This is a genomic window from Bradyrhizobium sp. Ken64, from assembly GCF_055807555.1.
Window position 1 is genome coordinate 118,633 of record NZ_JBVVPA010000019.1, and the last position, 24,773, is coordinate 143,405.

At 65.2% G+C, this 24,773-nt stretch carries 26 protein-coding genes; 16 read left to right on the top strand and 10 right to left on the bottom strand.

Going from position 1 to position 24,773, the window contains the following annotated elements; all coding sequences use genetic code 11:
- Positions 1 to 3: 3 nt before the first annotated feature.
- Both AC0L2F_RS27450 and AC0L2F_RS27455 read left to right on the top strand, forming a co-directional pair.
- Entirely contained in the window at positions 4 to 180 is a 177-nt protein-coding gene (locus AC0L2F_RS27450; protein WP_007606352.1) for a hypothetical protein, read from the top strand.
- A 261-nt stretch (positions 181 to 441) separates the two neighbouring features.
- Entirely contained in the window at positions 442 to 2,031 is a 1,590-nt protein-coding gene (locus tag AC0L2F_RS27455; protein ID WP_473250558.1) for a gamma-glutamyltransferase family protein, read from the top strand.
- 2 nt (positions 2,032 to 2,033) lie between these two features.
- Here AC0L2F_RS27455 and AC0L2F_RS27460 read toward each other — a convergent pair whose 3' ends face one another.
- The 4 genes from AC0L2F_RS27460 to AC0L2F_RS27475 are packed head-to-tail and all read right to left on the bottom strand — an operon-like array spanning position 2,034 to position 5,504.
- Positions 2,034 to 3,320, bottom strand: coding sequence for an NAD(P)/FAD-dependent oxidoreductase (locus AC0L2F_RS27460; protein ID WP_473250559.1), 1,287 nt, complete (start codon positions 3,318 to 3,320; stop codon positions 2,034 to 2,036).
- Between the two features lie 12 nt (positions 3,321 to 3,332).
- Entirely contained in the window at positions 3,333 to 4,064 is a 732-nt protein-coding gene (locus tag AC0L2F_RS27465; RefSeq protein ID WP_473250560.1) for an amino acid ABC transporter ATP-binding protein, read from the bottom strand.
- Positions 4,061 to 4,714: an amino acid ABC transporter permease gene (locus AC0L2F_RS27470; RefSeq protein ID WP_063993773.1), complete on the bottom strand. Its 654-nt coding sequence runs from the start codon at positions 4,712 to 4,714 to the stop codon at positions 4,061 to 4,063. Before AC0L2F_RS27470 ends, AC0L2F_RS27465 begins: the two co-directional genes overlap by 4 nt.
- 31 nt (positions 4,715 to 4,745) lie before the next feature.
- Complete coding sequence (locus AC0L2F_RS27475) at positions 4,746 to 5,504, bottom strand: ABC transporter substrate-binding protein (RefSeq protein ID WP_473250561.1); 759 nt, start codon at positions 5,502 to 5,504, stop codon at positions 4,746 to 4,748.
- A gap of 24 nt (positions 5,505 to 5,528) precedes the next feature.
- Here AC0L2F_RS27475 and AC0L2F_RS27480 point away from each other — a divergent pair, with 24 nt between their 5' ends.
- Together AC0L2F_RS27480 and AC0L2F_RS27485 are read left to right on the top strand one after the other, a co-directional pair.
- Entirely contained in the window at positions 5,529 to 5,666 is a 138-nt protein-coding gene (locus tag AC0L2F_RS27480) for a hypothetical protein (RefSeq protein ID WP_473250562.1), read from the top strand.
- A gap of 19 nt (positions 5,667 to 5,685) precedes the next feature.
- Complete coding sequence (locus AC0L2F_RS27485) at positions 5,686 to 6,354, top strand: helix-turn-helix domain-containing protein (protein ID WP_473250563.1); 669 nt, start codon at positions 5,686 to 5,688, stop codon at positions 6,352 to 6,354.
- Positions 6,355 to 6,461: 107 nt separating this feature from the next.
- Here the strand turns inward: AC0L2F_RS27485 and AC0L2F_RS27490 are convergent, their stop codons facing one another.
- Both AC0L2F_RS27490 and aptA read right to left on the bottom strand, forming a co-directional pair.
- A complete protein-coding gene (locus AC0L2F_RS27490; RefSeq protein WP_473250564.1) occupies positions 6,462 to 7,727 on the bottom strand; it encodes a D-amino acid dehydrogenase in 1,266 nt (421 codons plus the stop codon).
- A gap of 69 nt (positions 7,728 to 7,796) precedes the next feature.
- Positions 7,797 to 9,125: an omega-aminotransferase AptA gene (aptA, locus tag AC0L2F_RS27495; RefSeq protein ID WP_007606340.1), complete on the bottom strand. Its 1,329-nt coding sequence runs from the start codon at positions 9,123 to 9,125 to the stop codon at positions 7,797 to 7,799.
- A gap of 149 nt (positions 9,126 to 9,274) precedes the next feature.
- On the opposite strand from aptA, the gene AC0L2F_RS27500 reads away from it, so the two are divergent.
- Together AC0L2F_RS27500 and AC0L2F_RS27505 are read left to right on the top strand one after the other, a co-directional pair.
- The gene (locus AC0L2F_RS27500; protein ID WP_473250565.1) at positions 9,275 to 9,823 is read left to right on the top strand and encodes a cupin domain-containing protein; all 549 of its coding nucleotides are present in this window, start codon (positions 9,275 to 9,277) and stop codon (positions 9,821 to 9,823) included.
- A 140-nt stretch (positions 9,824 to 9,963) separates the two neighbouring features.
- Positions 9,964 to 10,116: a hypothetical protein gene (locus tag AC0L2F_RS27505; RefSeq protein WP_167552259.1), complete on the top strand. Its 153-nt coding sequence runs from the start codon at positions 9,964 to 9,966 to the stop codon at positions 10,114 to 10,116.
- A 43-nt stretch (positions 10,117 to 10,159) separates the two neighbouring features.
- On the opposite strand, the gene AC0L2F_RS27510 is transcribed toward AC0L2F_RS27505, so the two are convergent.
- From AC0L2F_RS27510 to AC0L2F_RS27520, 3 genes are read right to left on the bottom strand one after another with little or no spacing between them, the layout of a single operon-like run.
- Positions 10,160 to 12,415 (bottom strand): xanthine dehydrogenase family protein molybdopterin-binding subunit, encoded by a 2,256-nt coding sequence (locus AC0L2F_RS27510; protein WP_473250567.1) that lies wholly within the window; start codon positions 12,413 to 12,415, stop codon positions 10,160 to 10,162.
- Complete coding sequence (locus tag AC0L2F_RS27515) at positions 12,402 to 13,463, bottom strand: FAD binding domain-containing protein (RefSeq protein WP_007606327.1); 1,062 nt, start codon at positions 13,461 to 13,463, stop codon at positions 12,402 to 12,404. Before AC0L2F_RS27515 ends, AC0L2F_RS27510 begins: the two co-directional genes overlap by 14 nt.
- On the bottom strand, positions 13,460 to 13,957 hold the full coding sequence (locus AC0L2F_RS27520) for a (2Fe-2S)-binding protein (RefSeq protein ID WP_473250568.1): 498 nt from the start codon (positions 13,955 to 13,957) through the stop codon (positions 13,460 to 13,462). Before AC0L2F_RS27520 ends, AC0L2F_RS27515 begins: the two co-directional genes overlap by 4 nt.
- Positions 13,958 to 14,197: 240 nt before the next feature.
- On the opposite strand from AC0L2F_RS27520, the gene AC0L2F_RS27525 reads away from it, so the two are divergent.
- Positions 14,198 to 14,839, top strand: coding sequence for a TetR/AcrR family transcriptional regulator (locus AC0L2F_RS27525; RefSeq protein WP_473250584.1), 642 nt, complete (start codon positions 14,198 to 14,200; stop codon positions 14,837 to 14,839).
- A gap of 53 nt (positions 14,840 to 14,892) precedes the next feature.
- Positions 14,893 to 15,300 (top strand): DUF4864 domain-containing protein, encoded by a 408-nt coding sequence (locus AC0L2F_RS27530; protein WP_473250570.1) that lies wholly within the window; start codon positions 14,893 to 14,895, stop codon positions 15,298 to 15,300.
- Here AC0L2F_RS27530 and AC0L2F_RS27535 read toward each other — a convergent pair.
- Positions 15,297 to 16,562, bottom strand: coding sequence for an MFS transporter (locus tag AC0L2F_RS27535; RefSeq protein ID WP_473250571.1), 1,266 nt, complete (start codon positions 16,560 to 16,562; stop codon positions 15,297 to 15,299). The genes AC0L2F_RS27530 and AC0L2F_RS27535 overlap by 4 nt on opposite strands.
- 151 nt (positions 16,563 to 16,713) lie before the next feature.
- Here AC0L2F_RS27535 and AC0L2F_RS27540 point away from each other — a divergent pair, with 151 nt between their 5' ends.
- The 8 genes from AC0L2F_RS27540 to AC0L2F_RS27575 all read left to right on the top strand — a co-directional run bounded on the left by AC0L2F_RS27540 (position 16,714) and on the right by AC0L2F_RS27575 (position 24,103).
- Positions 16,714 to 17,157, top strand: coding sequence for a hypothetical protein (locus tag AC0L2F_RS27540; RefSeq protein WP_473250572.1), 444 nt, complete (start codon positions 16,714 to 16,716; stop codon positions 17,155 to 17,157).
- 79 nt (positions 17,158 to 17,236) lie between these two features.
- Positions 17,237 to 17,521 carry a hypothetical protein gene (locus AC0L2F_RS27545; protein WP_473250573.1) on the top strand — a complete coding sequence of 95 codons (285 nt, stop codon included), beginning with the start codon at positions 17,237 to 17,239 and terminating at the stop codon, positions 17,519 to 17,521.
- A gap of 9 nt (positions 17,522 to 17,530) precedes the next feature.
- Positions 17,531 to 18,952 (top strand): TolC family protein, encoded by a 1,422-nt coding sequence (locus AC0L2F_RS27550; RefSeq protein ID WP_473250574.1) that lies wholly within the window; start codon positions 17,531 to 17,533, stop codon positions 18,950 to 18,952.
- Positions 18,953 to 18,965: 13 nt separating this feature from the next.
- Positions 18,966 to 20,303, top strand: coding sequence for a copper oxidase (locus AC0L2F_RS27555; protein ID WP_473250575.1), 1,338 nt, complete (start codon positions 18,966 to 18,968; stop codon positions 20,301 to 20,303).
- A gap of 35 nt (positions 20,304 to 20,338) precedes the next feature.
- Positions 20,339 to 20,794, top strand: coding sequence for a cupredoxin domain-containing protein (locus AC0L2F_RS27560; protein WP_473250576.1), 456 nt, complete (start codon positions 20,339 to 20,341; stop codon positions 20,792 to 20,794).
- Positions 20,795 to 20,809: 15 nt separating this feature from the next.
- On the top strand, positions 20,810 to 21,112 hold the full coding sequence (locus AC0L2F_RS27565; RefSeq protein ID WP_473250577.1) for a copper-binding protein: 303 nt from the start codon (positions 20,810 to 20,812) through the stop codon (positions 21,110 to 21,112).
- Between the two features lie 354 nt (positions 21,113 to 21,466).
- Positions 21,467 to 23,608, top strand: coding sequence for a flagellar biosynthesis protein FlhA (flhA, locus tag AC0L2F_RS27570; protein WP_473250578.1), 2,142 nt, complete (start codon positions 21,467 to 21,469; stop codon positions 23,606 to 23,608).
- Between the two features lie 294 nt (positions 23,609 to 23,902).
- Positions 23,903 to 24,103 carry a hypothetical protein gene (locus AC0L2F_RS27575; protein ID WP_027516053.1) on the top strand — a complete coding sequence of 67 codons (201 nt, stop codon included), beginning with the start codon at positions 23,903 to 23,905 and terminating at the stop codon, positions 24,101 to 24,103.
- The last annotated feature ends 670 nt before the right edge of the window (positions 24,104 to 24,773 follow it).

A 24,773-nucleotide genomic window follows, 5' to 3' on the forward strand; every position in this document is an offset into this window, starting at 1 on the left:
GCCATGTTGCTCGCGTCACTGACCCTGCTCCGCCAGCCCCTGAACTTCGTCGCCAGCAAATGGCTGACGCTGATCCGGATCGCGGGCAATCCCTACCGGCCCGAACTCCACTACATGCGCGGGCCTGGCCCGAAATGGCACGCCAAGTATCAGGCCAGCCGACTGGATCGCGCGCGCTGAGCCCTGCGGCTTCCGCTTCCCACTGATCGGTCTCTCAACTCGTGATGCCCGGGGATAGCCGCCCGAAGGACGGCGTCGCTTCCGCTCGCCTATGCCCGGGCATTCACGCGTTGGCGCCACCCCCGCCTGTTTCACACCAGCCATGCCGCGTCGCCCTTTCGATGTTCTCGGTGGGGGCGATGTGCCATTCTTCGCGAGCTCCCGCCAATTGCGGAGCTCAGCGCAACGAAGCCAAACCGAAGACAGCACACAGACATCATCATGCCTCATCAGTTCAGCCACGCCCAAACCGTCCGCAAGCCCGCCGTCACATCCAAAGGCGGCATCGTCGCCGCGCAATCGCGGCGGGCGGCCGAAGTGGGGGCGCAAGTGCTGGCGGCGGGCGGCGACTGCGTGGATGCGATCGTCGCCACCACCTTCGCGCTCAACGTGCTGGAGCCCTGGAACAGCGGCATGGGCGGCGGCGGCGCGATGGTGCTCTACCGCGCCGCGGAAAATCGCTACGAAGTGATCGACTACGGCATGTGCGCGCCGCAAAGCCTGCGCGCCGCCGACTATCCGCTCAGCGGCGAAGGCGCGGCTTCCGATCTGTTTCCCTGGCAGCGGGTCAAGGACGACCGCAACATCCACGGCCCCGGTTCGATCGCCGTGCCCGGGGTGGTCGCCGGCATGGAAGAGGCGCATCGCCGTCACGCCAGGCTGCCGTGGAAAGATCTGGTCGCGCCGGCTGTCGCCCTCGCCGGCGAAGGCCTGCTGGTCGATTGGTGGACCACGCTGACGATCGCGGCGTCCGCGGCCGATCTTCGGCGCTATCCCGGGAGCGCGGCAACGTTCCTGAAGGACGGCCTCCCGCCAAGCGCGCCATGGGGCATCAAGTCCGAGACGCGACTGCCGCTGGACACGCTGAAGGCGACGCTGGCGCATCTCGCGGCCGCCGGTCCGCGCGATTTCTACCAGGGCGATCTCGCCAGGAGTATCGCATCCGACATCAGGGCCGACGGCGGCGCGCTGTCGGTGGAGGACCTCGCCGCGTTCCAAGCCCATCTGCGCGAGCCGCTCGCGATCCCCTATCGCGGCGGCAAGGTGTTTGCGACGCCGGAGCTCACGGCCGGGCCGACAATGGCGCATGCGCTGCGCCTGTTGCAGCAGAACCTGAAGCCGGGAAGCGCGCCCGATGCGGCCGCTTACGCCGAATATGCGCTCGCCCTGCAATCGGCTTATCGCGAGCGGCTCAAGGATATGGGTGATGCCGACGGCAAGCGCTCGCTCGGTGCGGACTATCTGGCGCCCGCCTGCACCACGCACTTTTCCGTGGTCGACCGAGACGGCAACATCGCGGCGGTGACGCAGACGCTGCTGTCATCCTTCGGCTCGAAATACGTCACGCCGCACACCGGCATCGCCATGAACAACGGCATCATGTGGTTCGACCCGACGCCAGGCACCACCAACTCGCTCGCCCCTGGCAAGCGCTGTCTCACCAACTACACGCCTGTCATCGCCGAGGCCAAGGACGGCAGACGGCTCGCGGTCGGCGCCTCCGGCGGTCGCCGAATCCTGCCGTCGGTGATGCAGATCGTGTCCTTTGCGATGGATTTTGGCATGGATCTCGATGCCGCGATCCACCAGCCGCGCATCGACGCCAGCGAAGGCGCGATCGTGATCGGCGATACCAGGTTGCCGGCGGGCACACGCGAGACGCTTGCGGCGCGATTCGACTATGAAGAAGCGCGAGTGCAGTCCTTGCCGCAGAAGTTCGCCTGCCCGAGCGTCGTGATGCGCGACGGCGACATCAATTCCGGCGCGGTCGAGATATTCCAGCCTTGGGCGGACGCGGTGGCGGAAGGCTGAGCTTAGATCCCCAGCCGGTCGCGCACGCGACCAGCGATCACTGCCGTCGTCACGCCGACCGGCCAGAAGGCGTGCATCGGGATCGGCTTGATGCCGGTGACGGGCATATCGATCTCGGCCTTGGCACCGCCGATCAGACGACGCGCGAGCTGCGCGCCCATCGCGGTCGAGAGCGCGACGCCGCGGCCGTTGCAGCCGAGCGAGATCAGGATGTTGTCCGCGGGCTCGTGCACATGCGGGTAATGATCTTTGGTGATGGCGAGCCGGCTGTTCCAGCCATGGGTCCAGGCAACGCCCTTGAGCTGCGGCCATAGCCGCTCGGCATATCGCATCAGATAGGCGACGTCGGTGGGCGAACTGATCCAACGCATCGGACCGCGGCCACCCATCAAGAGGCGGTTCTGTTGATCGATGCGGTAATAGACGGTGATGTGGCCGCTCTCGTAAAGGACGGGTCGCGTCGGCATGATCGAACGGGCCACGTCGTCAGAAAGCGGGGCCGTAACGGCGATCGAGGAAAACACCGGCACGATGGTGCGCCGGAGCGCCGGCCAGAGATCGTCCGTAAAACCGTTGGTTGCGAGCAGCACCTTGTCGGCATGCACCACCGCGCGCGGTGTCTCGATGCGCCAGCGGCTGCCCTCGCGACGGAGCGATAGTGCCGGTGTTTCGCCATGGATTTTCGCGCCTGCCGAAATCGCGGCGCGCGCGAGGCCGCGGGCGTAGCTGAGTGGATGCAGGTCGCCGCCGCGGGTATCCAGCATGGCGCCGATGTAGCGATCCGTGCCGGTCATCGCGCGCAGCTGCTCGCGATTGAGGTACGTCACCGGCATGCCACGGGCGATGCATTGTTGTGCGGTTGTCTCGATCGCGGCGGCGCTGGCCTCGTTATAGGCCGCGCGCAGCGTGCCGTTCTGCCGCGCCTCGCACGGAATCTGGTAGCGGCGGATCAGATTGTGCGTGAAATTCGTCGTGCCGTAGGAGAAGTCGATCATGCGGCGGCCGAGCTCAGTGCCGAAATCGGCCTCGATCTGATCGGGATCGTGCTTCAGTCCGGGATTGGTGTGGCCGCCATTATTGCCGGATGCGCCCCAGCCCGGCTCCTGCGCCTCCAGCACCAGTGCCTCGACGCCTTGCTCGGCCAGATGCAACGCCGTGGACAGACCGGTGTAGCCGCCGCCGATGATGGCGACCGAGACCGTCTTGTCGATTTCGAGCGGCGGCGTGGCCACCGGCGCGACGGCGGTGTCGGCATAGAGAGACGGCGGCAGAGGCAGGCGCGTGGTCATGGCAAGAACCAGTCAGAGCGGATGCAGCACGCGGCGCAGAAAATCCTGCGTCCGCGCATGCTGCGGTTGGTTGAGCACCGATTTCGCCGGCCCCTGCTCGACGATGACGCCGCCGTCGATGAACAGCACACGGTCGGCGACGTCGCGGGCAAAACCCATCTCGTGGGTGACGACGACCATGGTCATGCCGTCGTCGGCAAGCTTGCGCATCACGCCGAGAACGTCGCCAACGAGCTCGGGATCGAGCGCCGAGGTCGGTTCGTCGAACAGGATGGCCTTGGGCTGCATCGCCAGCGCGCGCGCAATCGCGACGCGCTGCTGCTGGCCGCCGGAGAGCTGCGGCGGATGCTCGTTGGCTTTCTCGGCTAGGCCCACCTGGGCGAGCAGCGCGCGGCCACGCTCGAATGCGGCAGCGCGCGGCCCCTTCTTCACATAGAGCGGACCTTCGACCACGTTCTCCAGCACCGTCCGGTGCGGAAACAGATTGAAGCGCTGGAACACCATCGAGACCTGGGTGCGGATCTTCACGATCGACGGCGCGTCGCGATCGACCTTCAATCCCTCGACGCTGATCTCGCCGCTGTCGTAGCTTTCGAGACCATTGATACAGCGCAAGATGGTGGATTTGCCGGAGCCGGAGGGGCCGACGATGCAGACCACCTCGCCTTTCTGGACGGACGCCGTGATGCCCTTGAGCACCTCGTTCTCGCCAAAGCTCTTGTGGACGTCGGTCAGCTCGATCATCTCTTGCCGGCCCGCTTCTCGAAGTGACGGACCAGCAGGATCAGCGGAATGCTCATGGTGAGATACATCAGCGCGACCATCGTAAACACGTTGGTGTTCTTGAAGGTCGAGGACGCGATCAGTTTGCCTTGCAGCGCGAGCTCGGCCACCGTGATGGTCGAGGCCTGCGAGGAATCCTTCAGCATCATGATCATGACGTTGCCATAGGGCGGCAGCACGATGCGCACCGCCTGCGGCAGCACGACGCGGCGCATGGTCAGCCACCAGCCCATGCCGATCGATTGCGCCGCCTCGATCTGCCCCTTGTCGATGGCCTCGATACCGGCGCGGAAATTTTCCGCCTGATAGGCCGAGTAGGCGATGCCGAGCCCGAGGATCGCGGCCTGCAACGCGGACAGCGTGACGCCGAGATCCGGCATCACGAAGTAGAGGTAGAACAACAGCACGATGATCGGAATGCCGCGGATCACATTGATCAGGCTGGCGCTGAGCAGCGACAGGACGCGGATGCCGGAGACCCGCATCATCGCCCAGACGAGGCCAAGCACTGTCGACAGCAGCAGCGAGCCGATGGTGACGACGATCGTCAGCACGACGCCGCTCATCAGGATCGGGAAGAATTCGGCTGCGTCGTGCCAGAAGCCTTTCATCGATCAGCCTTCATCGATTGGCCTCTTGCGATCAACCCTGTGCCTTCAGGCCCCATTTGTCGAGGATCTTGTCGATGGTGCCGTTGGCCTTCAGCTTGGCGAGCGAGGCGTTGATCTTGCCGAGCAGCGCAGCCTCGCCCTTGCGCACGCCGATGCCGACCGAGCCGACGGTAACCGGCTTGTAGCCGTCGACCAGGCGCACCTCGGGGAAGCCGCCCTGCTTCAGATTGTAGGCGAGGATCGGGTAATCGGCGTAACCGGCCTTGAGGCGGCCGGTGTTCACGTCGCGCAGGATGTCGGGGATGGTGTCGTAAGCCTTGACGTCGGCGAACAGGCCGGACTTCTTCAGCGCGTCGACGAAGGCGGTGCCGACCTGGGCGCCGACCGTCTCGCCCTTCAGATCGTCCTGGGTGGCGTAGGCCTTGGTGTCGCTCTTGGGAACCACGAGGCCTTCGCCATAGGTGTAGATCGGGTTGGAGAAGTCGACGACCTCCTTGCGCGGCGCCGTGATGAACATCGCGGCCGCGATGATGTCGATCTTGCTCGATGTCAGCGACGGGATCAGCGCCGAGAACTGCATCGGCTCGATCTGCACGTTGAAGCCGGCGTCCTTGCCCACTTCAGTGACGAGATCGACCATGATGCCCTGGATGGAATTGGTCTTGGTGTCGAGGAAGGTGAAGGGAATGCCTGTCGGCGTCGAGCCGACCTTCAGCACTTGCTGCGCCGAAGCCGGCGCTGCTGCGGCAATCGCGAGTGCCGCGACCGCGGCCAGACCAAAACGCTTCATCGCATTCCCCTTTGGGTCCGGCCGATGGCGGCGCTCGCAGATGTCGTGATCGCAGACATTGCGGGCCAAGCCGTTTCGGCCTATTTTCACCAATATGAAAATTTGGTCACACTTTTGCGACCGATGCAAGCGGTTTTCATGCACATGAAGGAAGCGGTTTGACGTGAGCGGTGGCAAAAGAATGCGCAGACCGGCCGCCGTAAAGCCGGTGAAGAAGGTGCAGATAAAGATGAAGGTGAAAGCCAACGCCAGGGCTACGGCGAAAGCGGCCGAGCCTGCGATGGATGTCGCGGTCGGCCGCCGTATCCGCGATCTCAGGCGCATCCGCCAATTCTCGCTCGAGACGGTCGCTGCGCGCACGGATCTGTCGATCGGCTTCCTCAGCCAGATCGAGCGCGGCCTGTCGTCGCCGTCTCTGCGCGTGCTGGCAACGCTCGCCGACGTGCTCGGCGTCGGCATCGCCGCGCTGTTCGGCGCGAGCCCGAGCGCCGACGGCGCATCCGACCAAATCGTCACGCGCGGGCTTCAGCGGCCCGAGCTGAAGCTCTGGCGCACCGGCGTGTCGAAGCAATTGCTGAGCCCCGCCAGCGCCGACAACCGGCTCAATCTGTTCCTGGTACATCTGGAGCCCGGCGGCTCCACGGGCGACGAGCTCTACACCCATGACGGCGAGGAAGCCGGCCTCGTGCTCGAAGGCGAGATGATGCTGACGGTGGACAGCGAGACGTGGTCGCTGAAGACCGGCGACAGCTTTCGCTTTGCAAGCCGGAGGCCGCACCGATTTTCAAATCCGGCCGAGGATGCGAAGGCCGTGGTGCTGTGGGTGAATTGCGTGACGGGGACGGCGTAGCGCAGCCGTCATTGCGAGCGAAGCGAAGCAATCCAGACTCTCACCGCGGAGGTAGTCTGGATTGCTTCGTCGCAAGAGCTCCTCGCAATGACGAGGGGATACAGGTCTCAACCGAACCGGTACTTGTACCGATCCACCGTTAGCGCACTCACATCGATGTCCGGCTTCTTGCCGGACAGCATGTCGGCGAGCACCCGTCCCGAGCCGCACGACATGGTCCAGCCGAGCGTGCCGTGACCGGTGTTGAGGTGAAGGTTGGCGTACTGCGTCGGGCCGATCACGGGCGGGCCATCCGGCGTCATCGGGCGCAGGCCGCTCCAGAACGTCGCCTTGGAGAGATCGCCGCCGCGCGGGAACAGATCGGTCAGCGAGTGATCGAGCGTGGCGCGGCGCGCATCATAGAGCTGGCTCGAGAAGCCGGAGATTTCGGCGGTACCGCCGACGCGGATGCGATTGCCGAGGCGCGTGATGGCGACCTTGTAGCTCTCGTCCATCACGGTCGATTCCGGCGCGCCGGAAGCGTCCTTGATCGGCACCGTGATCGAATAGCCCTTCACGGGATAGACCGGCAGCGAGATATCGAGCGGCGCGACCAGCCGCGACGACCAGCTTCCGAGCGCGAGCACGTAGCTGTCGGCCTGCAACATTCCGGCGCTGGTCGCAACGCCGCTGACGCGCGCGCCGTCGGTGACGATGCGATCGATGCCGGTGTTGAACATGAAGCGCACGCCGAGCGCTTCGGCGTGCTTGGCCAGTGCCTGCGTGAACATGTGGCAATCGCCGGTCTCGTCCTGCGGCAAGCGAAGCCCGCCGGCAAACTTCTCCTTCACGCCCGCCAGCGCCGGCTCGGCCGCGATGCAGCCCTCACGGTCCAACACCTCGAACGGCACGCCGTATTGCTTGAGCACGGCGATGTCCTCGCCGGTGCCGTCGAGCTGGGCCTGGTAGCGAAACAGCTGCAGCGTGCCCTGCGAGCGCTCGTCATACTGGATGCCGATGTCGCGGCGCAGGTCGCGCAGGCAATCGCGGCTATATTCCGCGATCGGAATCATCCGACTCTTGTTGACCGCGTACCGTTCGCTGGTGCAATTGCGCAGCATCTTGAGAAGCCAGACCCACATCACGGGATCGAGCTTCGGCCGGATCACCAGCGGGCCGTGCTTCATCAGCAGCCATTTGACCGCCTTCACCGGGACGCCGGGACCAGCCCAGGGCGAGGAATAGCCGGGCGACACTTCGCCGGCATTGGCAAAGGAGGTCTCGAGCGCCGGTTCGGGCTGACGGTCGACGACCGTCACCTCATGGCCGGCACGCGCGAGGTAGTAGGCAGAGGTGACACCGATCACACCGCTGCCGAGGATCAGAACTTTCACGCTTCGTCAAACTCCCGCGGCATCACGCGCGCCGCTGCAAGAGGCAACTCGCAACGGCGAGAGCAATTATCAGGCCACCCGCTTGATGGCATCACCGAGGATCGACACGATATCGTCGATGTGGCTCTTCTCGACGATGAGCGGAGGCGACAGCGCAAAGCTATCGCCGCTCATGCGGAAGTACAGCCCACGATTGAAGCAATCGACCATGACGTCGTAGCCACGCACGCCGACCGTACCGTCACGCGGCGACAGCTCGACCGCGCCCATCAGGCCGCAATTGCGGATGTCGACGACGTTGGGCAGGCCCTTCAGCGAATGCAGCGCATCGCGCCAATATTCGGAGATCGACGCACCGCGCGTCAGCAGGCCTTCGTCCTTGTAGATGTCGAGCGTGGCGATACCCGCGGCGCAGGCGACCGGATGCGCCGAATAGGTATAACCGTGGAACAGCTCCATCGCGTTCTCCGGGCCGACCATCAGGCCGTCGTGAACCTTGCGGCTCGCGAACACGGCGCCGCAGGGAATGGTGCCGTTGGTGATGCCCTTGGCCGTCGTCATCAGATCAGGCGTGACGCCGAAGAAGTTGGCGGCGAACGGGGTGCCAAGGCGGCCGAACCCGGTGATGACCTCGTCGAAGATCAGGAGGATGCCGTGCTTGTCGCAGATCTCGCGCAGGCGCTGGAGATAGCCCTTCGGCGGCGGCAACACCGCGGTCGAGCCGGGCACCGGCTCGACGATGACGGCGGCGATGGTCTCGGCGCCGTGCAGGGCCACCAACCGCTCGAGATCATCGGCGAGCTCGGCGCCATGCTCGGGCTGATCCTTGGCGAAGGCGTTGCGGGTGAGATCGTGGGTGTGGCGGATGTGGTCGACGCCCGGCAGCAGGGTGGCGAAGGCGCGGCGGTTGGCGACCATGCCGCCGACCGAGGTGCCGCCGAAGCCGACGCCGTGATAGCCGCGCTCGCGGCCGATCAGCCGGGTGCGGCTCGCCTGGCCGTTGGCGCGATGATAGGCAAGCGCGATTTTCAGCGCGGTGTCGACCGACTCCGAGCCGGAATTGGTGAAGAAGATGCGATCGAGGCCCTTCGGCGCGATCTCGGCCAGACGCTCGGCGAAGTCGAATGCCAGCGGATGGCCCATCTGGAACGACGGTGCGAAGTCCAGCGTCATCAGCTGGCGCTCGACGGCGGCGGCGATCTGCTTGCGGCCGTGGCCGGCATTGACGCACCAAAGGCCGGCGGAGGCGTCGATCACCTTGCGGCCGTCGACGGTGGTGTAATGCATGCCCTCGGCCGAGGAGAATAGGCGCGGCGCCTTCTTGAATTGCCGGTTGGCCGTGAACGGCATCCAGAACGAGTCGGTCTTGATGGTGTTCGGAATCTGATGAAGGGTCACGGGCCACGCTCCTTTGCTGACCTGCTACCAGAGGCACGGCTTGAAAAGCGCAACAAGTCCTTTTCTGATGGGCTGCAAGCCATTGATTTGACTGGGGCTGCCGGTCCATATTTGCGCGATCCGCAACACTTGCAACACGGGTCAGGGACATGAGCGTCGATATCGGTGGACGTCTGCGATTCATCCGGGCGCGCCAGAAGCTGTCGCAGCGCGAACTCGCCAAACGCGCCGGCGTCACCAATTCGACGATCTCACTGATCGAATCCAACCAGATGAACCCATCCGTGGGGGCGCTCAAGCGCATCCTGGACGGCATTCCGATGGGCCTCGCCGAATTCTTCGCGCTGAAGCCGGAGAGCCGGCGCAAGATCTTCTACCGCGGCGAAGAGTTGACCGAGGTCGGCAAGAAGCCGATCTCCTATCGGCAAGTCGGCGACAATCTATTCGGTCGCAGCCTGCAGATCCTGAAGGAGCGTTACGAGCCCGGCAGCGACACCGGGCGCGTTCACCTCGTCCATGACGGCGAGGAAGGCGGCATCGTGATCTCGGGAAAGCTCGAAGTCACCGTCGAGGACGAGCGCCGGATCCTCAATCCGGGCGATGCCTACTACTTCGAGAGCCGTCGCCCGCATCGCTTCCGCTGCGTCGGCGGCAAGCCGTGCGAGGTGATCTCGGCCTGCACGCCGCCGACGTTTTGAAGTGATCCGCAATCCCACGGAGCCACCGGTATCATACGGAGCTTGAGCCATCTCAATTTCCGCAGCCTGATCCTCTATATGTTTCGAGCCATAGCCAAGCAGCCTCCGCTTTCCGGAGCCGCTTCGTAACAGGGCTCGCTATGAAGATCACGCTCGCAAATGCAGAGGCCGCACTCGATGAAGTGCAGCGCGACAGCGACAAGCTCCATTCGGAGGAGCTGCGCAAGGCCATCGCGAACTACATCGAGTCGCAGCGAGAAGCGCTCAAGGCTCTTCGCAAGAAGCTGCATTAGCACCCGACGGAGCGAGACGGTCTCGCCGGCCCGCGGCCTCAGGCTACGTCAGTAACTCCTCGATCCGGATCGGAAAGCGGCGCACGCGCACGCCCGTCGCATGCCACACCGCGTTGGCGACCGCGCCTGCGCTGCCGGTGATGCCGATCTCTCCGACACCCTTGATGCCGAGCGCGTTCACGTGCGGATCGTGCTCCTCGACCGTGATCACGTCGAGCGGCGGCACGTCGGCATTCACGGGGATATGATACTCGCCGAGATTGGCGTTCATGATCCGGCCCGTGCGGCGGTCGGTGATGGCTTCCTCGTGCAACGCGAAGGACAGGCCCCAGATCATGCCACCGAACAGCTGGCTCTGCACCATGCGCGGGTTGACGATGCGTCCCGCGGCGAAGGCGCCGACCATGCGGGTGACGCGGACCTGGCCGAGCTCGGGATCGACCTTCACTTCTGCGAATACCGCGCCATGGGCGTGCATCGCATACTCCTCCATCGCCGCCGGATTCGGCGCGCCGGTGCCGCGCGCCTCGACCTCGGCGACGCCGGCGCGCGCGAGAATCTCGGAATAGCTTTCGCCGCGGCTCTCGTCGTCGCGCCGGATCAGCCGGCCATCGCGCGCGATCACGCCGGCATTGCCGGCGCCGAACAGCGGCGAGCGCTCATCGCCGGTGGCGAGATCGGCGAGTTTTGTAATCACGGCCGCGCCTGCGCTGTGGATCGCGGCACCCGCGGTTGCCGTGTGTGCCGAGCCGCCGGCAATGCCGGCATCGGGCAGGTCAGACGTTCCCGCCTTGAACTCGACGCGGTCGATATCAAGCCCGAGTTCGTCGGCCGCGATTTGCGCCAGCGCCGTCCAGGCGCCCTGCCCCATGTCATGCGCGCCGATTTCCATGGCGCCGGAGCCGTCGCGGCGAAGCACGGCACGCGCTTCGGCCTGGAACATCAGCGCGGGGAAGGTCGCGGTGCCCATGCCCCAGCCGACCAGAAGGCCAGCATCGTCGTGCATCTGCCGCGGCTGGAGCGATCGCTTCGCCCAGCCGAAGCGCGCGGCGCCCTGCTCGTAGCAGGCGCGCAATGCCTTGGACGAGAACGGCTTGCCGGTGATCGGCTCGACGTCGGCATAATTTTTCAGACGAAAGGCGAGCGGATCGATGCCGCAGGCCCATGCCATCTCGTCAATCGCGCTCTCCAGCGCGATCGAGCCAGTGGCCTCGCCGGGCGCGCGCATGAACAACGGTGTGCCGGTGTTGACGCGCACGGCATCATGCGATGTGCGGATCGCAGGCGCCGCATAGAGCGTGTGCGAGGCATCGGCCGCAGGCTCGTAGAAATCATCGAACGTGCTCGAAACCGTGCGCGCGTGGTGATCGAGCGCTGTCAGGCGCCCCTCGCGGTCGGTGCCGATGCGCAGCCGCTGCCGCGTCGGCGCGCGATGACCGACCGGCCCGTACATCTGCTCACGGCGCAGCACCAGCTTGACCGGCTTGCCGACGAGCTTTGCTGCCATGATGCCGAGAACCGGAGGGCCGGCCATGAGCCCCTTCGAGCCGAACCCGCCGCCGAGGAACGGACTGCGGATGTGGATCTTGTCGTGCGCGATGCCGAACAATTCGGCAACGCGCGCCAGCGACAGCATGAGACCCTGGGTCGGCATGTCGATCTGCAAATTGTCGCCGTCCCAGGCCGCCACGATCGCATGCGGCTCCATTGCGTTGTGGTATTGCGGCGGCGTTTCGTAAACCGCGTCGATCCGCTTCTCGGCCGACGCAAGTCCCGCTTCGACATCGCCGCGGTGATTTTCCGTGGGGTTGCCGACGCCGACGACCGGCGGCACGAAGCTTTCACCCGCATCGAGGCCGATGAGCGCGGGCAGCGTCTCGTAGCGCGGCGCCAGCAGGGCCGCGCCTTCCGTCGCCGCCTCCAGCGTCTCCGCGATCACGACGGCGATCGGCTGGTTGGCGTAGCGAACCTCGTCGCTCTGCAACACCTCCATGCGGAACACGAATGGATTGGTCTTGATCTCGGGGTCGATCGCGAGTTCAGGCTTGTGGTCCGACGTCATGACATCGACGACGCCGGGATGGCGCTTGGCAGCCGCGACATCGAGCGAGGTCACGCGACCGCGCGAAATGCTGGCGGCGGCCATCACCGCAAACAGCATGCCGGGCGGATGATTGTCGGCGGCATAGGTCGCCTGGCCTTTGACCTTGAGCACGCCGTCGCGGCGGGTCAGCGGCTGGCCGATGTTCGAGCCGTGGCGCAGATGAGCGGGCGCGCTGGTGAGATTAAGCTCGGGCATGAATGGCTCCGGAGGTCGAGGCAAAGGGAGAGGCCGGCAGCGCGGGGATGCGCGCGGGCGTACCGGCGGCGGCGAGGCTCAGCGCGCGCACGACGATGCGGCGCGCGAGCTCGATCTTGAAGGCGTTGTCGCCGGACGGTTTTGCGTCGGCGAGCGCGCGCGAGGCGGCTTCCTGGAAAGCGTCCACCGCGGGCGCGACGTTCCTGAGCATGTCCTCCGCAGCGCGAGCGCGCCAGGGCTTTGCGGCGACACCGCCGAGCGCAAGCCGCGCCTCCGCGATCTTGCCGTTCTCGATCCGCAGCGCAGCCGCAGCCGAGACGACGGCAAACGCATAGGACGTTCGATCGCGGACCTTGAGATAACGCGCATGAGCAGCAAAGCCGCGCGCAGCGGACGGCAGGCGCACCGCGACGATGAGATCTCCCGGTTCGAGCGCCGATTCACGCTCGGGGGTCTCGCCGGGCAGGCGATGCAGCTCGTCGAGCGCGATCTCGCGCCGCCCGTTCCTGCCCTCGATCTCGACGATGGCGTCGAGCGCGACCAGTGGCACGCAGAAGTCGGACGGATGCGTTGCGATGCAGTTTTCGCTCCAGCCGAGCACGGCGTGGGTGCGGTTCTCGCCCTCACGCGCGTCGCAGCCGCTGCCGGCCTCGCGCTTGTTGCAGCGGCTGGCGGTGTCGTAGAAATACGCACAGCGCGTCCGTTGCAGCAGATTGCCGCCGACGGTCGCGGCGTTGCGCAGTTGCGCCGATGCGCCGGAGAGCAGCGCTTCGGCGACGGCCGGGTAGGACTTGGCAAAGTCGGCGTCATGCGCGAGATCGGCGTTGCTCACCAGTGCGCCGATACGCATCCCACCCTCGGCGAGGCGCTCGATGCGATCGAGCCCGTCGAGATGGCTGACATCGACCAGACGATCCGGACGGCTGACGCCGCCCTTCATTAGATCGAGCAGATTGGTGCCGGCGGCGAGATAGACCGCGCCCGGCTGCGCGGCGGCCGCGACGGCCTCGGCGACCGTGGCGGGCCTGACATAATCAAATTGCTTCATGCGGTGCGCCTCTGATTGGATTCGTCCATGTCGGCCTGCGCGTCGAGCACGGCATCGAGGATGCCGGCATAAGCGCCGCAGCGGCACAGATTGCCGCTCATGCATTCGCGAATGCGTTCGGGATCGTTGCCGGCCTGCGCCTCGCTCATCATGCCGATGGCGCTCATGATCTGGCCGGGCGTGCAGAAGCCGCACTGAAATCCGTCATGGGCGATGAAGGCGGCCTGCACGGGGTGCAGCTGGTCGCCCCGCGCCACGCCCTCGATGGTGAGAATGTCGGCGCCGTCATGACTGATGGCCAGTGCGAGGCAGGAATTGATGCGCTTGCCGTCGACGAGAATGGTGCAGGCGCCGCATTGGCCGCGGTCGCATCCCTTCTTGGTTCCGGTCAGATGGAGGCGCTCACGCAAGAGATCCAGCAGCGTGACGCGCGGATCGTCGAGGACGAAATCGCGCCGCGCACCGTTCACGGTGAGGCTGATGGAGTGGTTCATACAAGGCTCCGATCAGATATGGACATGAGTCATCGCGCAGCGCGCCACCGCCGTGGCCGCCGTCGACATGCGCCGCCCGAACATCATCCGGGCCAACGTCTTCAGCGAAGATACGGAGGCAGCCTCCGCTTAACAAGAGCCGGCGGGAAATATTTGGAATTCGTCAAAAGCCCGTGCGCATCAACGCGATGCAGCCCCGTAAGGGTTCAATCTAACCAATTCGTGATCTACATTGCGTGGATGGACGAGCACACCGACCAGACCCGGAAGCCCCGCGCCGATGCCGTGCGCAATCGCGAGCGCGTGCTCGAGGCGGCCAAGGCCGTGTTCAACGCGGGTGGTCCGGAGGCGAGCCTGGAAGCCGTGGCAAAACGCGCCGGCGTCGGCATCGGCACGCTCTACCGGCATTTTCCGACCCGCGAGGATTTGTTCGAGGCGGTATACCGGCGCGAGGTCGAGCAGCTCAGCGAGCTCGCCGAGCAGTTGAAGAACGCGAAGGACCCGGTCGACGCGCTCAGGCGCTGGCTGCGCTCGGGGGTCGAATTCGTGGCCACCAAGAAGGGCATGGTGGCAGCCTTGGCACTCGCGGTGCAGAGCGGGTCGGAGCTGCATGCCTTTTCCTTTGAGCGCCTGACCAAGGCGATCGGCTCGCTGCTCGATCGCGCAGCCGCGGCCGGCGCGATGCGCGCGGACGTCAGTCCCGAGGACTTGCTGCGCGCGTTCTTCGGCATGTGCTACATGCACGACCAGCCCGGCTGGCAATCCTCGGTGCTGCGATTGCTCGACGTGTTCGTTGACGGGCTGCGGGTGCAGCCTGTCATGAAAGCCAGGGTCCGCGCGGCCGCCAAGTCCGCGAAGCCGGCTGCAAAGCGGAAGCGATAGCCCGCGAGATGTGCTAGGATCGGTACCGCCGGGATTTCAACGCGGAGCTTGTCATGCGCATCGCCGCCTTGCTGGTCTTTCTCAGTGTCGCCTTCGGCCCCATCTCAGCGCGCGCCGACGATGTCGCGACGGCACAGGATATCATCCGCGCCCAGGAGCAGGCATTCGGCCGCGACGACGCGAGCGTGGCCTATTCCTACGCCGCGCCGGCGATCCGGGAGATCTTCCCTGCGCCCGACATCTTCATGTCCATGGTGCAAAACGGCTACCCGCCGGTCTATCGGCACAAGAGCTTTGAATTTGGCGACAGCAAGAGCGAGGGCAGCCGGATTGCCCAGCACGTCCATATCATCGATGCCAATGGCGAGGCCTGGGAAGCGCTTTACACGCTCGAGCAGCAGGCGGACGGCAGTTACAAGATCACGGGTTGTTCGCTGCTGAAGGCGGGGCAGGCAGTCTAGGTCGCAAAGCCCGGACCGGTCCTGACGGCATTCATCCGCGAGCGGATCAGCAGCGTCACGACGATGCCGATATTGAGCGCGTTCCACGCCACGCCGTTCGCGAACGCCGCGGCATAGGAGCCCGTCGCATCGAAGATGACGCCGGACACCCAGCCGCCGAAGGACATGCCGAACACGGAGGCGAAGATCACGATGCCGACGCGAGTTGCGGCTTCGCTCGCCGGCATCGCTTCGCGCACGATGATGGCATAGCTCGGCACGATGCCGCCCTGGAACAGGCCGAACATCGCGGAGATCAAATACAGCGAGGTCAGGCTGTCGAAGAACAGGTAGAATACGAGTGCAAAGCCTTGCGCCAGCGCACCGATCAGCAGTGTGGGGATGCCGCCGATCTTGTCGGCGAGATAGCCCGAGCCGATCCGGCTGACGATGCCGCAGGCCATCATCAGCGACAGCATCTCGGCGCCGCGCGCCACGCCATATCCGAGATCGCCGCAATAGGCGACGATATGCACCTGCGGCATCGCCATGGCAACGCAGCAGGAGATGCTGGCGATCGAGAGCAACACCGTCAGCGTGTTGGTCGAGAGCTTGAGGTCGACCCGCGGCGGCGCTGCATTGGCATGATCGTGAACCTTGTCGTGGCCCATCTGCGCGCGCAGGACCAGCACCAGGATGGTCATCAGGCTCACGCAGACGAGGCCGATGCCGATATGCGTGTAACGCCAGCCGATCGTCTGCATGCCCGTGCTCACGAGCGGGGGCCACATCGTGCCGGCGACATAATTGCCGCTCGCGACGATGGTCACGGCCAGCCCGCGATAACGCTCGAACCAGTGCGAGGCTTCCGCCATCAGCGGCGCGAAGGTCGCCGAGGTGCCGAGCCCGATCAGGAAATAGGCCGCCACGAACTGCCAGAGCTGGACTGCCAGACCCGCCAGCACGTTGGCGACGCCGAGGAAGGCGATGCTGATCGCCATCGCCGCCACAATGCCGAACCGGTCGGTGATCCTGCCGGCGATGACGCCGCCAAGCCCGAAGCCGAACATCATCAGGGTGAAAGCCAGCGACACCGCGCCGCGCGTCGCCGAGAATTCGGCCTGCACCGCGGGAATCATGACGACGATCGCCCACATGCCGACGCCGCCGATCGAGCCGATCAGAAGCGCAATGACGAGGCGCATCCAGGCCTGACGTGAATCAGGCGTGAATGCTTCAGGTGTCTGTCCTGATTGATTTGGCGCGTGCACGGGCGGGACCATGGCCCGCGGATCGCCACAGGGTCAAGCATTGTGGCGCGATATTGGGCATGCACGGTGCACTGCGGTAAGAAGGAGCTTGGCGAACGCGCGGTTTGCCATTAATTTGCAATCAGCGTGTGCAACATGGCCGCGCGGAGCGTATGTCGGCGGAATGTTGCTGCGATTGACACGATCGATGCGGATCAGGGTGGGGCGCATCATTGCCCTCGCCTATCTGTTCTGCGTGCTCGCGCCGGCCGCAAGCCTCGCCTGGGGTAGCGCTCCAGCACCGTGCCTCGACGACGCGCTCCCCGCCGACCTCGTGCCGGTGCATCACCAGATGCAGGCCGGCCACACGCATGACGGCGCCTCGCATGACCACGCCGGGCCGCATGCGCATCACCAGACCGCCGCGCAGGACGCGCCCGCGCCGCATCATCACGACGGCAAGGGTACGCCGGGACCGTGCTGCGCGATGATGTGTGTGAGCGCGTTGCCGGCCGACCTGCCCAGCGTCGCAAAGCCGCTTCAGCCGGTTTCCGCCTGCTCGCCCGAGATCGTGGCCAGCCTGCACAGCGCGGCGCCGCCCCTGCTCTACCGCCCTCCCATCGCCTGATCTGACGCGCGACGACGTCAGGCCGAGCGCGCATCCGCGCGCGCGAACCTGTGGTCTCCAGACAGATCAGGGATGACTCATGCTTACGCTTTCCGGGGCGAAGTCCGCCGCTGCATCCACAGCGCGGGGACGACACTTTCGATTCAATTGGCCGCTGCTTGCCGCGACGGCATTGGCGTTGTCCGGCTGCATGCCGGCAACGACACAAGTCGCCGGCGCTGATCCTGCCGATCCCGCGGCCAAGGTCGCGCGCGCCAGCTATCGTTCGACGATTGCGCCCTACACCAGCCTGCGGCCAGCAACGCCCGCACCGTGGCGCGAGCGCAACGAGAGCGTCGCGCCGCAACCCAAGCAAGACCGGTAGGAGCGCGCCATGACACACCGTCTCGCGCCAAGCCTGCTCGTTCTTGCCTCGCTCGGCTTGTCGGGCTGTGCCGCCTTCTCGCCCGACAGCGGCATGAAGGCAGTCTCGGAGCTGACGAGCCAGACCATCAACAAGGACGTCGCCTTCGTGCGAACGGCCGAGGGAGCCGGCACGGTCGATGCGCGCGTTCGTCAACTGCTGTCGCGAACACTCAGCGCCGAGACCGCCGTGCAGATTGCACTGCTCAACAACAAGGGGCTTCAGGCCGCCTATAACGAACTGGCGCTGGCCGAGACCGATCTCGTCGAGCAGACCCTGCCGCCCAATCCCGTGTTCTCGGTCTCGCGGATCTCGGGCAACGGCGCCAGCGAAATCGAGCGTCAAATTGTCGGCGACATCCTCGCGCTCGCCACCCTGCCGTTTCGTTCGGAGATCGCCCGCGATCGTTTTCGCCAGGCGCAATTGCGAGCTAGCCTGGCGACGTTGCGGCTTGCTGCCGACGTCCGCCGCGCTTATTGGCGCGCCGTTGGCGGCAACGAGATGGTGGCGTTGCTGACGGATGCGAAGGCGACGGCGGAATCGACCGCGCAGCTCGCGGTCAAGCTCGGCGAAACCGGCTCGATCAACAAGCTCGATCAGGCCCGAGAGCAGGTGTTTTACGCCGAGACCACCGCCGACCTCGCAACCGCGCGACAGACGGCGACGAGCGCGCGCGAAAAGCTGGCGCGCCTGATGGGACTGTGGGACGGCGGCCTTGACTTCCGCCTACCCAACCAGCTGCCGCCGCTGCCGCGCCGGCCGCAGGCTTTGCCCTCGATCGAAGCCGACGCGGTCGCCCATCGCATCGACCTTCAGATCGCGCGGCTCGAGCTCACCGCGCTGGCGAAGTCGCTGAACCTCACCGAGGCGACGCGCTTCGTGACACTGCTCGATCTTGCCGGCATCTCCCGCCGCACCCGGGATCCGGAAGGCGCGCCGTTCCGCGAGCGCGGCTTCGACGTCCAGTTCCAGATCCCGATCTTCGACGGCGGCGAGGTGCGGGTGCGGCAGGCGGCGGAGACCTACAATTTCGCCTTCAATCGGCTGACCGAGCGCGCCGTGAATGTACGCTCCGAGGCGCGCGATGCTTACCGGATCTATCGCTCCGGCTACGACATCGCCAGCCACTATCAGCGCGAGATCATCCCCTTGCGAAAAATCATCACCGAGGAGATGCAGCTCCGCTTCTCCAGCATGCAGGTCGATATCTTCGCGCTGCTCACCGAGGCGCGGCAGCGCCTGGCCTCGCTGCGCGGCGCGATCGACGCCAGGCAAAAATTCTTCCTCGCCCAGTCCGACTTGCAGACCGCCGTCAATGGCGGCGGCGCGCCTGCTGACGGCGACAATTCAACCACCATCGCCGCGGCAGCGCCTGCCGATGGCGGTCACTGACATGGAGGCCAGCATGTTTTCCCGCCGAGGATTTTTGGGTAGCGCGGCGCTCGCCGGCGCATCCGTCGTCAGCGGCCGCGCGCAAGCCGCCTCCATTCCGGAAGCCCCGCACATGGACAAGGTGGTGATGCAGCCGCCGCTGCACCCCGTCAGCGGGCCGGACTATCACCCCGTCGTCACGCTGAACGGCTGGTCGCTGCCGTTCCGGATGAACGGCGACTGGAAGGAATTCCATCTCGTTGCCGAGCCCGTGGTGCGCGAATTCGCCGAGGGCATGAAGGTGAATCTGTGGGGCTATAACGGCCAGTCGCCGGGCCCGACGATCGAGGCCGTCGAGGGCGACAAGGTCCGCATCTTCGTGACCAACAGACTGCCCGAATACACCACCGTGCACTGGCACGGCATGATCATTCCCAGCGGCATGGACGGTGTCGGCGGACTGACGCAGCCGCACATCCAGCCGGGAAAAACCTTCGTCTACGAGTTCGAGATGAGGAAGAGCGGGACCTTCATGTACCACCCGCATTCCGACGAGATGGTGCAGATGGCGATGGGCATGATGGGCATGGTCGTCGTGCATCCGCGCGACCCGAGCTTTCGACCGGTCGACCGCGACTTCGTCTTCGTCATGAGCACCTATCGCGTCGATCCCGGCACTTATCTGCCGAAGGTCAACGAGATGACCGACTTCAACATGTGGACCTGGAATGCGCGGGTGTTTCCCGGCATCGATCCGCTGCCGGTCGGGCTCGGCGACAAGGTGCGCGTGCGCATCGGCAATCTCAGCATGACCAACCATCCGATCCATTTGCACGGCCACAGCTTTGCGGTGACCTGCACCGACGGCGGCTGGATTCCGGAGAGCGCGCAATATCCGGAGACGACGACGGACGTACCGGTCGGCGCTGTCAGGGTGTTCGACGTGCTCGCCGACAACCCCGGCGACTGGGCGTTCCACTGCCACAAGTCGCATCACACCATGAACGCGATGGGACACGACATGCGCAACATGATCGGGGTGTCGCGCAAGGATCTCGCCAGGGCCATCGGCAAGCTCGCGCCTGACGGCATGGCGATGGGCTCGACCGGCATGGCGATGGGCAACATGGAGATGCCGGCGCCCGACAACACGCTGCCGATGATGACCGGCACCGGTCAGTTCGGCCCGATCGAGATGGGCGGCATGTTCACGGTGATGAAGATCCGCGAAGGCCTCGCGCGCGACGACTATCGCGATCCCGGCCCCTACCAGTTCCCGCAAGGCACCGTCGCCTACGAGGTCACGCCGCCGGCCCCGGAGCCAGTGCGGCAACAACCAGGCGGACCGCCGATGAAGAACATGAAGATGTGAGCGTTTCGATGAACCACCACCAACTGGAGATACCAATGAAGACGACGATCAAGCTCGGTCTCGCGCTGGCCGCGCTTTCTACCGCGCAGGCCTTTGCCCACGACCAGCACGGGCACGGCACCTTTTCGGCCGGCGAGCCCGGCGATCCCAAAAAATCCGCGCGCACGATCGAGATCCTGCTGAACGAGATGGACTACACCCCCGCCAGGATCGAGGTCAAACGCGGCGAGCAGATCCGCTTCGTGCTGCGCAATGTCGGCAAGGAGGACCATGAATTCCTGCTCGCCACCACCAAAGAGAATCTCGCGCATGCGGTGGAGATGAAGAAGCATCCGCACATGGAGCACGACGATCCCAACGGCGTCAGGCTCGCGCCGAGCAAGACGGCCGAGATCCTCTGGAAGTTCAGCAAGGCCGGCACGTTCGAATTTTCCTGCCTGATTCCCGACCACCGCGACTACGGCATGGTCGGCCACGTCACCGTGAAGTAACGCAAGGAGGCTCCCATGAACCGCATCATCCGTATCGCCGCCGCGCTGTCGCTGACCGTCGGCCTTGCCACGAGTGCCCTGGCGGCCCAGGGCGCCGCGATCAGCGGCGAGGTCAAGAAGATCGACGAGGGCGCCGGCAAGATCACGCTCAAGCACGGGCCCGCGAAGAACCTCGGCATGGATGAACCCATGACCATGGTCTACCGCGTCAAGGACCCGGCCGTGCTCAAGCAGGTGAAGGTCGGCGACAAGGTGACCTTCGAAGCCGAGGAAGCGGCTTCGGGCTATACGGTGACCCGGATGGAGAAGGCGAAGTAGGCTGCCTCCGCGATGGTCATTCCGGGGCGCGTCTCTTGGCGCGAACCCGGAATCCATTTCCCCACGACGCCTGCGGCACGATGGATTCCGGGCTCGCGCTTCGCGCGCCCCGGAATGACGGCCTGAGAGCCCCGAAATACCGCGGTCAGCCCCCATGCCGCACCCTTTATTAACCCTTTGCTAACCATACACCCGGCAAGAATTGCCCAGTGGAGTCGAGTGTCGTCAGCCGCGTAGAACGGGGAGTGCCCTGTGGACGCCAGTGCGGTGCCTCACTTTCGGAACGGCGGCCCTTCGGCCGCCGCGCAGACGTTTGGGGCGCGCGGAAGGCAGTCGCGCGGAGGGGCAGCTACCATGGTCGACGTCACCGCGGGACAGGGCGTAGGCAGCACAAACGCCGGTTTCCCCACCCTTGCCGAGATCGGCAACATCCTCAAGCGCGGCGATATCGCGCTGGCGCTCGGCGTCCTCACCATCCTCGTGGTGCTGATCCTTCCCCTGCCTGCGATCGTGCTGGACCTGTTCTTGGCGATTTCGATCACGCTCTCGATCCTGATCCTGATGACGTCGCTGTTCATCCAGGCGCCGCTGGAATTCTCCGCTTTCCCGACCGTCCTGCTGATCTCGACCATGCTGCGGCTGTCGCTCAACATGGCCTCGACCCGCCTGATCCTGTCGCACGGGCACGAAGGCACGGACGCCGCCGGTCACGTCATCGAGGCCTTCGGCAGCTTCGTGATGGGCGGCAATTTCGTCATCGGCATCATCGTCTTCGCCATCCTGATCATCGTCAACTTCGTCGTCATCACCAAGGGTTCGGGCCGTATCGCCGAAGTCGCGGCGCGCTTCCACCTCGACGCCATGCCCGGCAAGCAGATGGCGATCGACGCCGACCTCTCCGCCGGATTGATCGACGAGACGGTCGCCAAGCAGCGGCGCAAGGATCTGGAGGACGAGAGCGGCTTCTTCGGCGCCATGGACGGCGCCTCCAAATTCGTCCGCGGCGACGCCATCGCCGGCCTTCTGATCGTCTTCATCAACGTCGTCGGCGGCATGATCATCGGCGTGGCGCAGCAGGGCCTGTCCTTTGCCGACGCCGGCCGCAGCTACACGCTGCTGACCGTCGGTGACGGCCTCGTCACCCAGGTGCCGGCGCTGATCGTTTCGACCGCGGCCGGCCTGCTCGTCTCCAAGGCCGGCGTGTCCGGCGCCGCCGACAAGGCGCTGATGAAGCAGTTCTCCGGCTATCCGCAGGCGCTCGCGATGTCCGCGGCAGTCATGCTGGTGCTGGCGGCCCTGCCGGGCATCCCGACCCTTCCCTTCCTGGCGCTCGGCTCCGGCGCTGGCGCCCTCGCCTGGCATGCCCGCAACCGCAACCGCGCGACTGCCAGGGCTGAGGAAGTCGCGAAGACCGCACCTGCGCCGGGAACGCCGGGCGCAGCCGGCTCCGCTGCGGCGGAGGAGCCGATCTCCGCGGCGTTGAAGATCGACGACCTCAAGATCGAGCTCGGCTACGCCCTTCTGCCGCTGGTCAACGGCCCCGACGGCACCGATCGCCTCACCGAGCAGATCAAGGCGCTGCGCCGCTCGCTCGCGATCGAAATGGGTTTCGTGATGCCCGCCGTGCGCATCCTCGACAACGTCCAGCTCGAAGCCAACACCTACATCATCAAGATCAAGGAGGTCGACGCCGGCACCGGCAAGATCTGGCCGAGCCAGTTCATGGTCATGGACCCCGGCGGCAGCCAGGTGCAGGTGCCCGGTATCCACACCACCGAGCCGACCTTCGGCCTGCCCGCGACCTGGGTCGATGCCAGCCTCAAGGAGGAGGCCTCGCTCAAGGGCTACACCGTCGTCGACGCCGCGACCGTGCTCTCGACCCACCTCACCGAGCTGCTCAAGGCCAACATGTCGGACCTGCTCTCCTATGGCGAGGTGCAGAAGCTGCTCAAGGAGCTGCCGAAGGAGCAGGGCGAGCTGGTCAAGGACATCGTGCCCGGACAGGTCACGGTCTCCGGCATCCAGCGCGTGCTGCAGCTGCTGCTCGCCGAGCGCATCTCGATCCGCGACCTCTCGACCATTCTGGAAGGCATCGCCGACTCGCTCGCCTTCTCGCGCAATCCCACCACCATGGTCGAGCACGTCCGCGCCCGCCTGGCGCGGCAGATCTGTGCCCAAAACACCTCCTACAGCGGTTATCTGCCGCTGATCGCGCTGTCGGCCCGTTGGGAACAAGCCTTCGCCGAATCCATTATCGGCCAGGGCGAGGAGCGCAGCCTGGCGATGCAACCCTCGAAGCTGTCGGAATTCATGACCGGCGTGCGCGAGGCCTTCGAGCGGGCCGCGCGTGAAGGCGAGGCCCCGGTACTGGTCACCTCTGCGGCAATTCGTCCCTTCGTGCGTTCCCTGGTCGAGCGGTTCCGGGCCCAGACGACCGTGCTGTCGCAGGCTGAAATCCACCCCAGGGCGAGGTTGAAAACGGTCGGAAGCATCTGATTTGCCTTAAGAAGCCGTGTGTTTTTCGGCCACAGGCAAATGGTTTTTCAGCTTTTGGCGCCTTGCCGATCAACGGCCGGCAAGGCGCCTGACAGGCACATTATAGCTTTGAAATAATTGCCAAATTGCACGATCCAGGGCCGTTTTTGATCGCGGCTTCTCACGTCCTGTCACGCTCTTGTGATCGCCTCTTGGGAACGAATCCCCCCAATACTAGGTTGTTGGGCACCGGAAGCATGAACCTGCCCAAACACGCAGGCGACTACTTCGGGTAGATGGCGGCAGGAGCCTTCCATGAACCACTCGATTTACAGCGCAGATCGCTCGACCCACCTCAAGATCGTGGTTGTCGCGCTCGTTGCCGGCATCGCGGTGGCGGGTCTCGGGATCACCGCGCGTACGAGTTCAGATGAAGGCCTGACCCAGACCGCTCGTGTCATAAAGGCGGGCAAGCCGATCGCCATCACCAGCTCGAACGTTTCCCTCGTTCGCTAAGGAGATTTGAGTTTCAGGAATTCACGCGGCTCTTTATCAGCCCCCCAAAGTCGCCACGTGGATATGTAGACGACCCCAACCCCAAGTCGACTACAGAAAGCGCCCGCCCCCCACGGGCGCTTTCTCATGTCTGGGGTATGTCGCGCGCTACTTTCCTCTCGTGTCCCAGACGCGCTGCAGCGCTCTTCGCGTTGCTGCGCAGAGCCGGAACCCAGCAAGCCACGCCGCCCGCTGACACATGGGCCCCGGCTCTGCAGCGCATCACTTCGTGACGCGCTGCGTCCGGGGCACGAGACTGAGTTTTCAGGCACACCTGCTTCAACATCGTCATTGCGAGCGTAGCGAAGCAATCCAGAATCCCTCCAAAGAGACAGGCTGGATTGCTTCGTCGCAAGCGCTCCTCGCAATGACGGAGCGTGAGGTTGACGTCGCCCGTTCAATTCGCATCTCCATCGTAGACACGCCTCCGCAGCCTCGCGGCTTGTTCGCCCGAGCTTTGATTGGTCGCCTCACCCTCACATGAAAGAGGGCGCAGGGAAGACCGGGTGCCGGCTGGCACCCGCGGTCCACTGTGCGAGATTGTCGTGAACAAAATTGCACAGCGGCATACAGGTGAAGCCAAAACATCCGGCCTTCCCTGCGCAGTGGCTTTACGGCTTATGTCGTGATC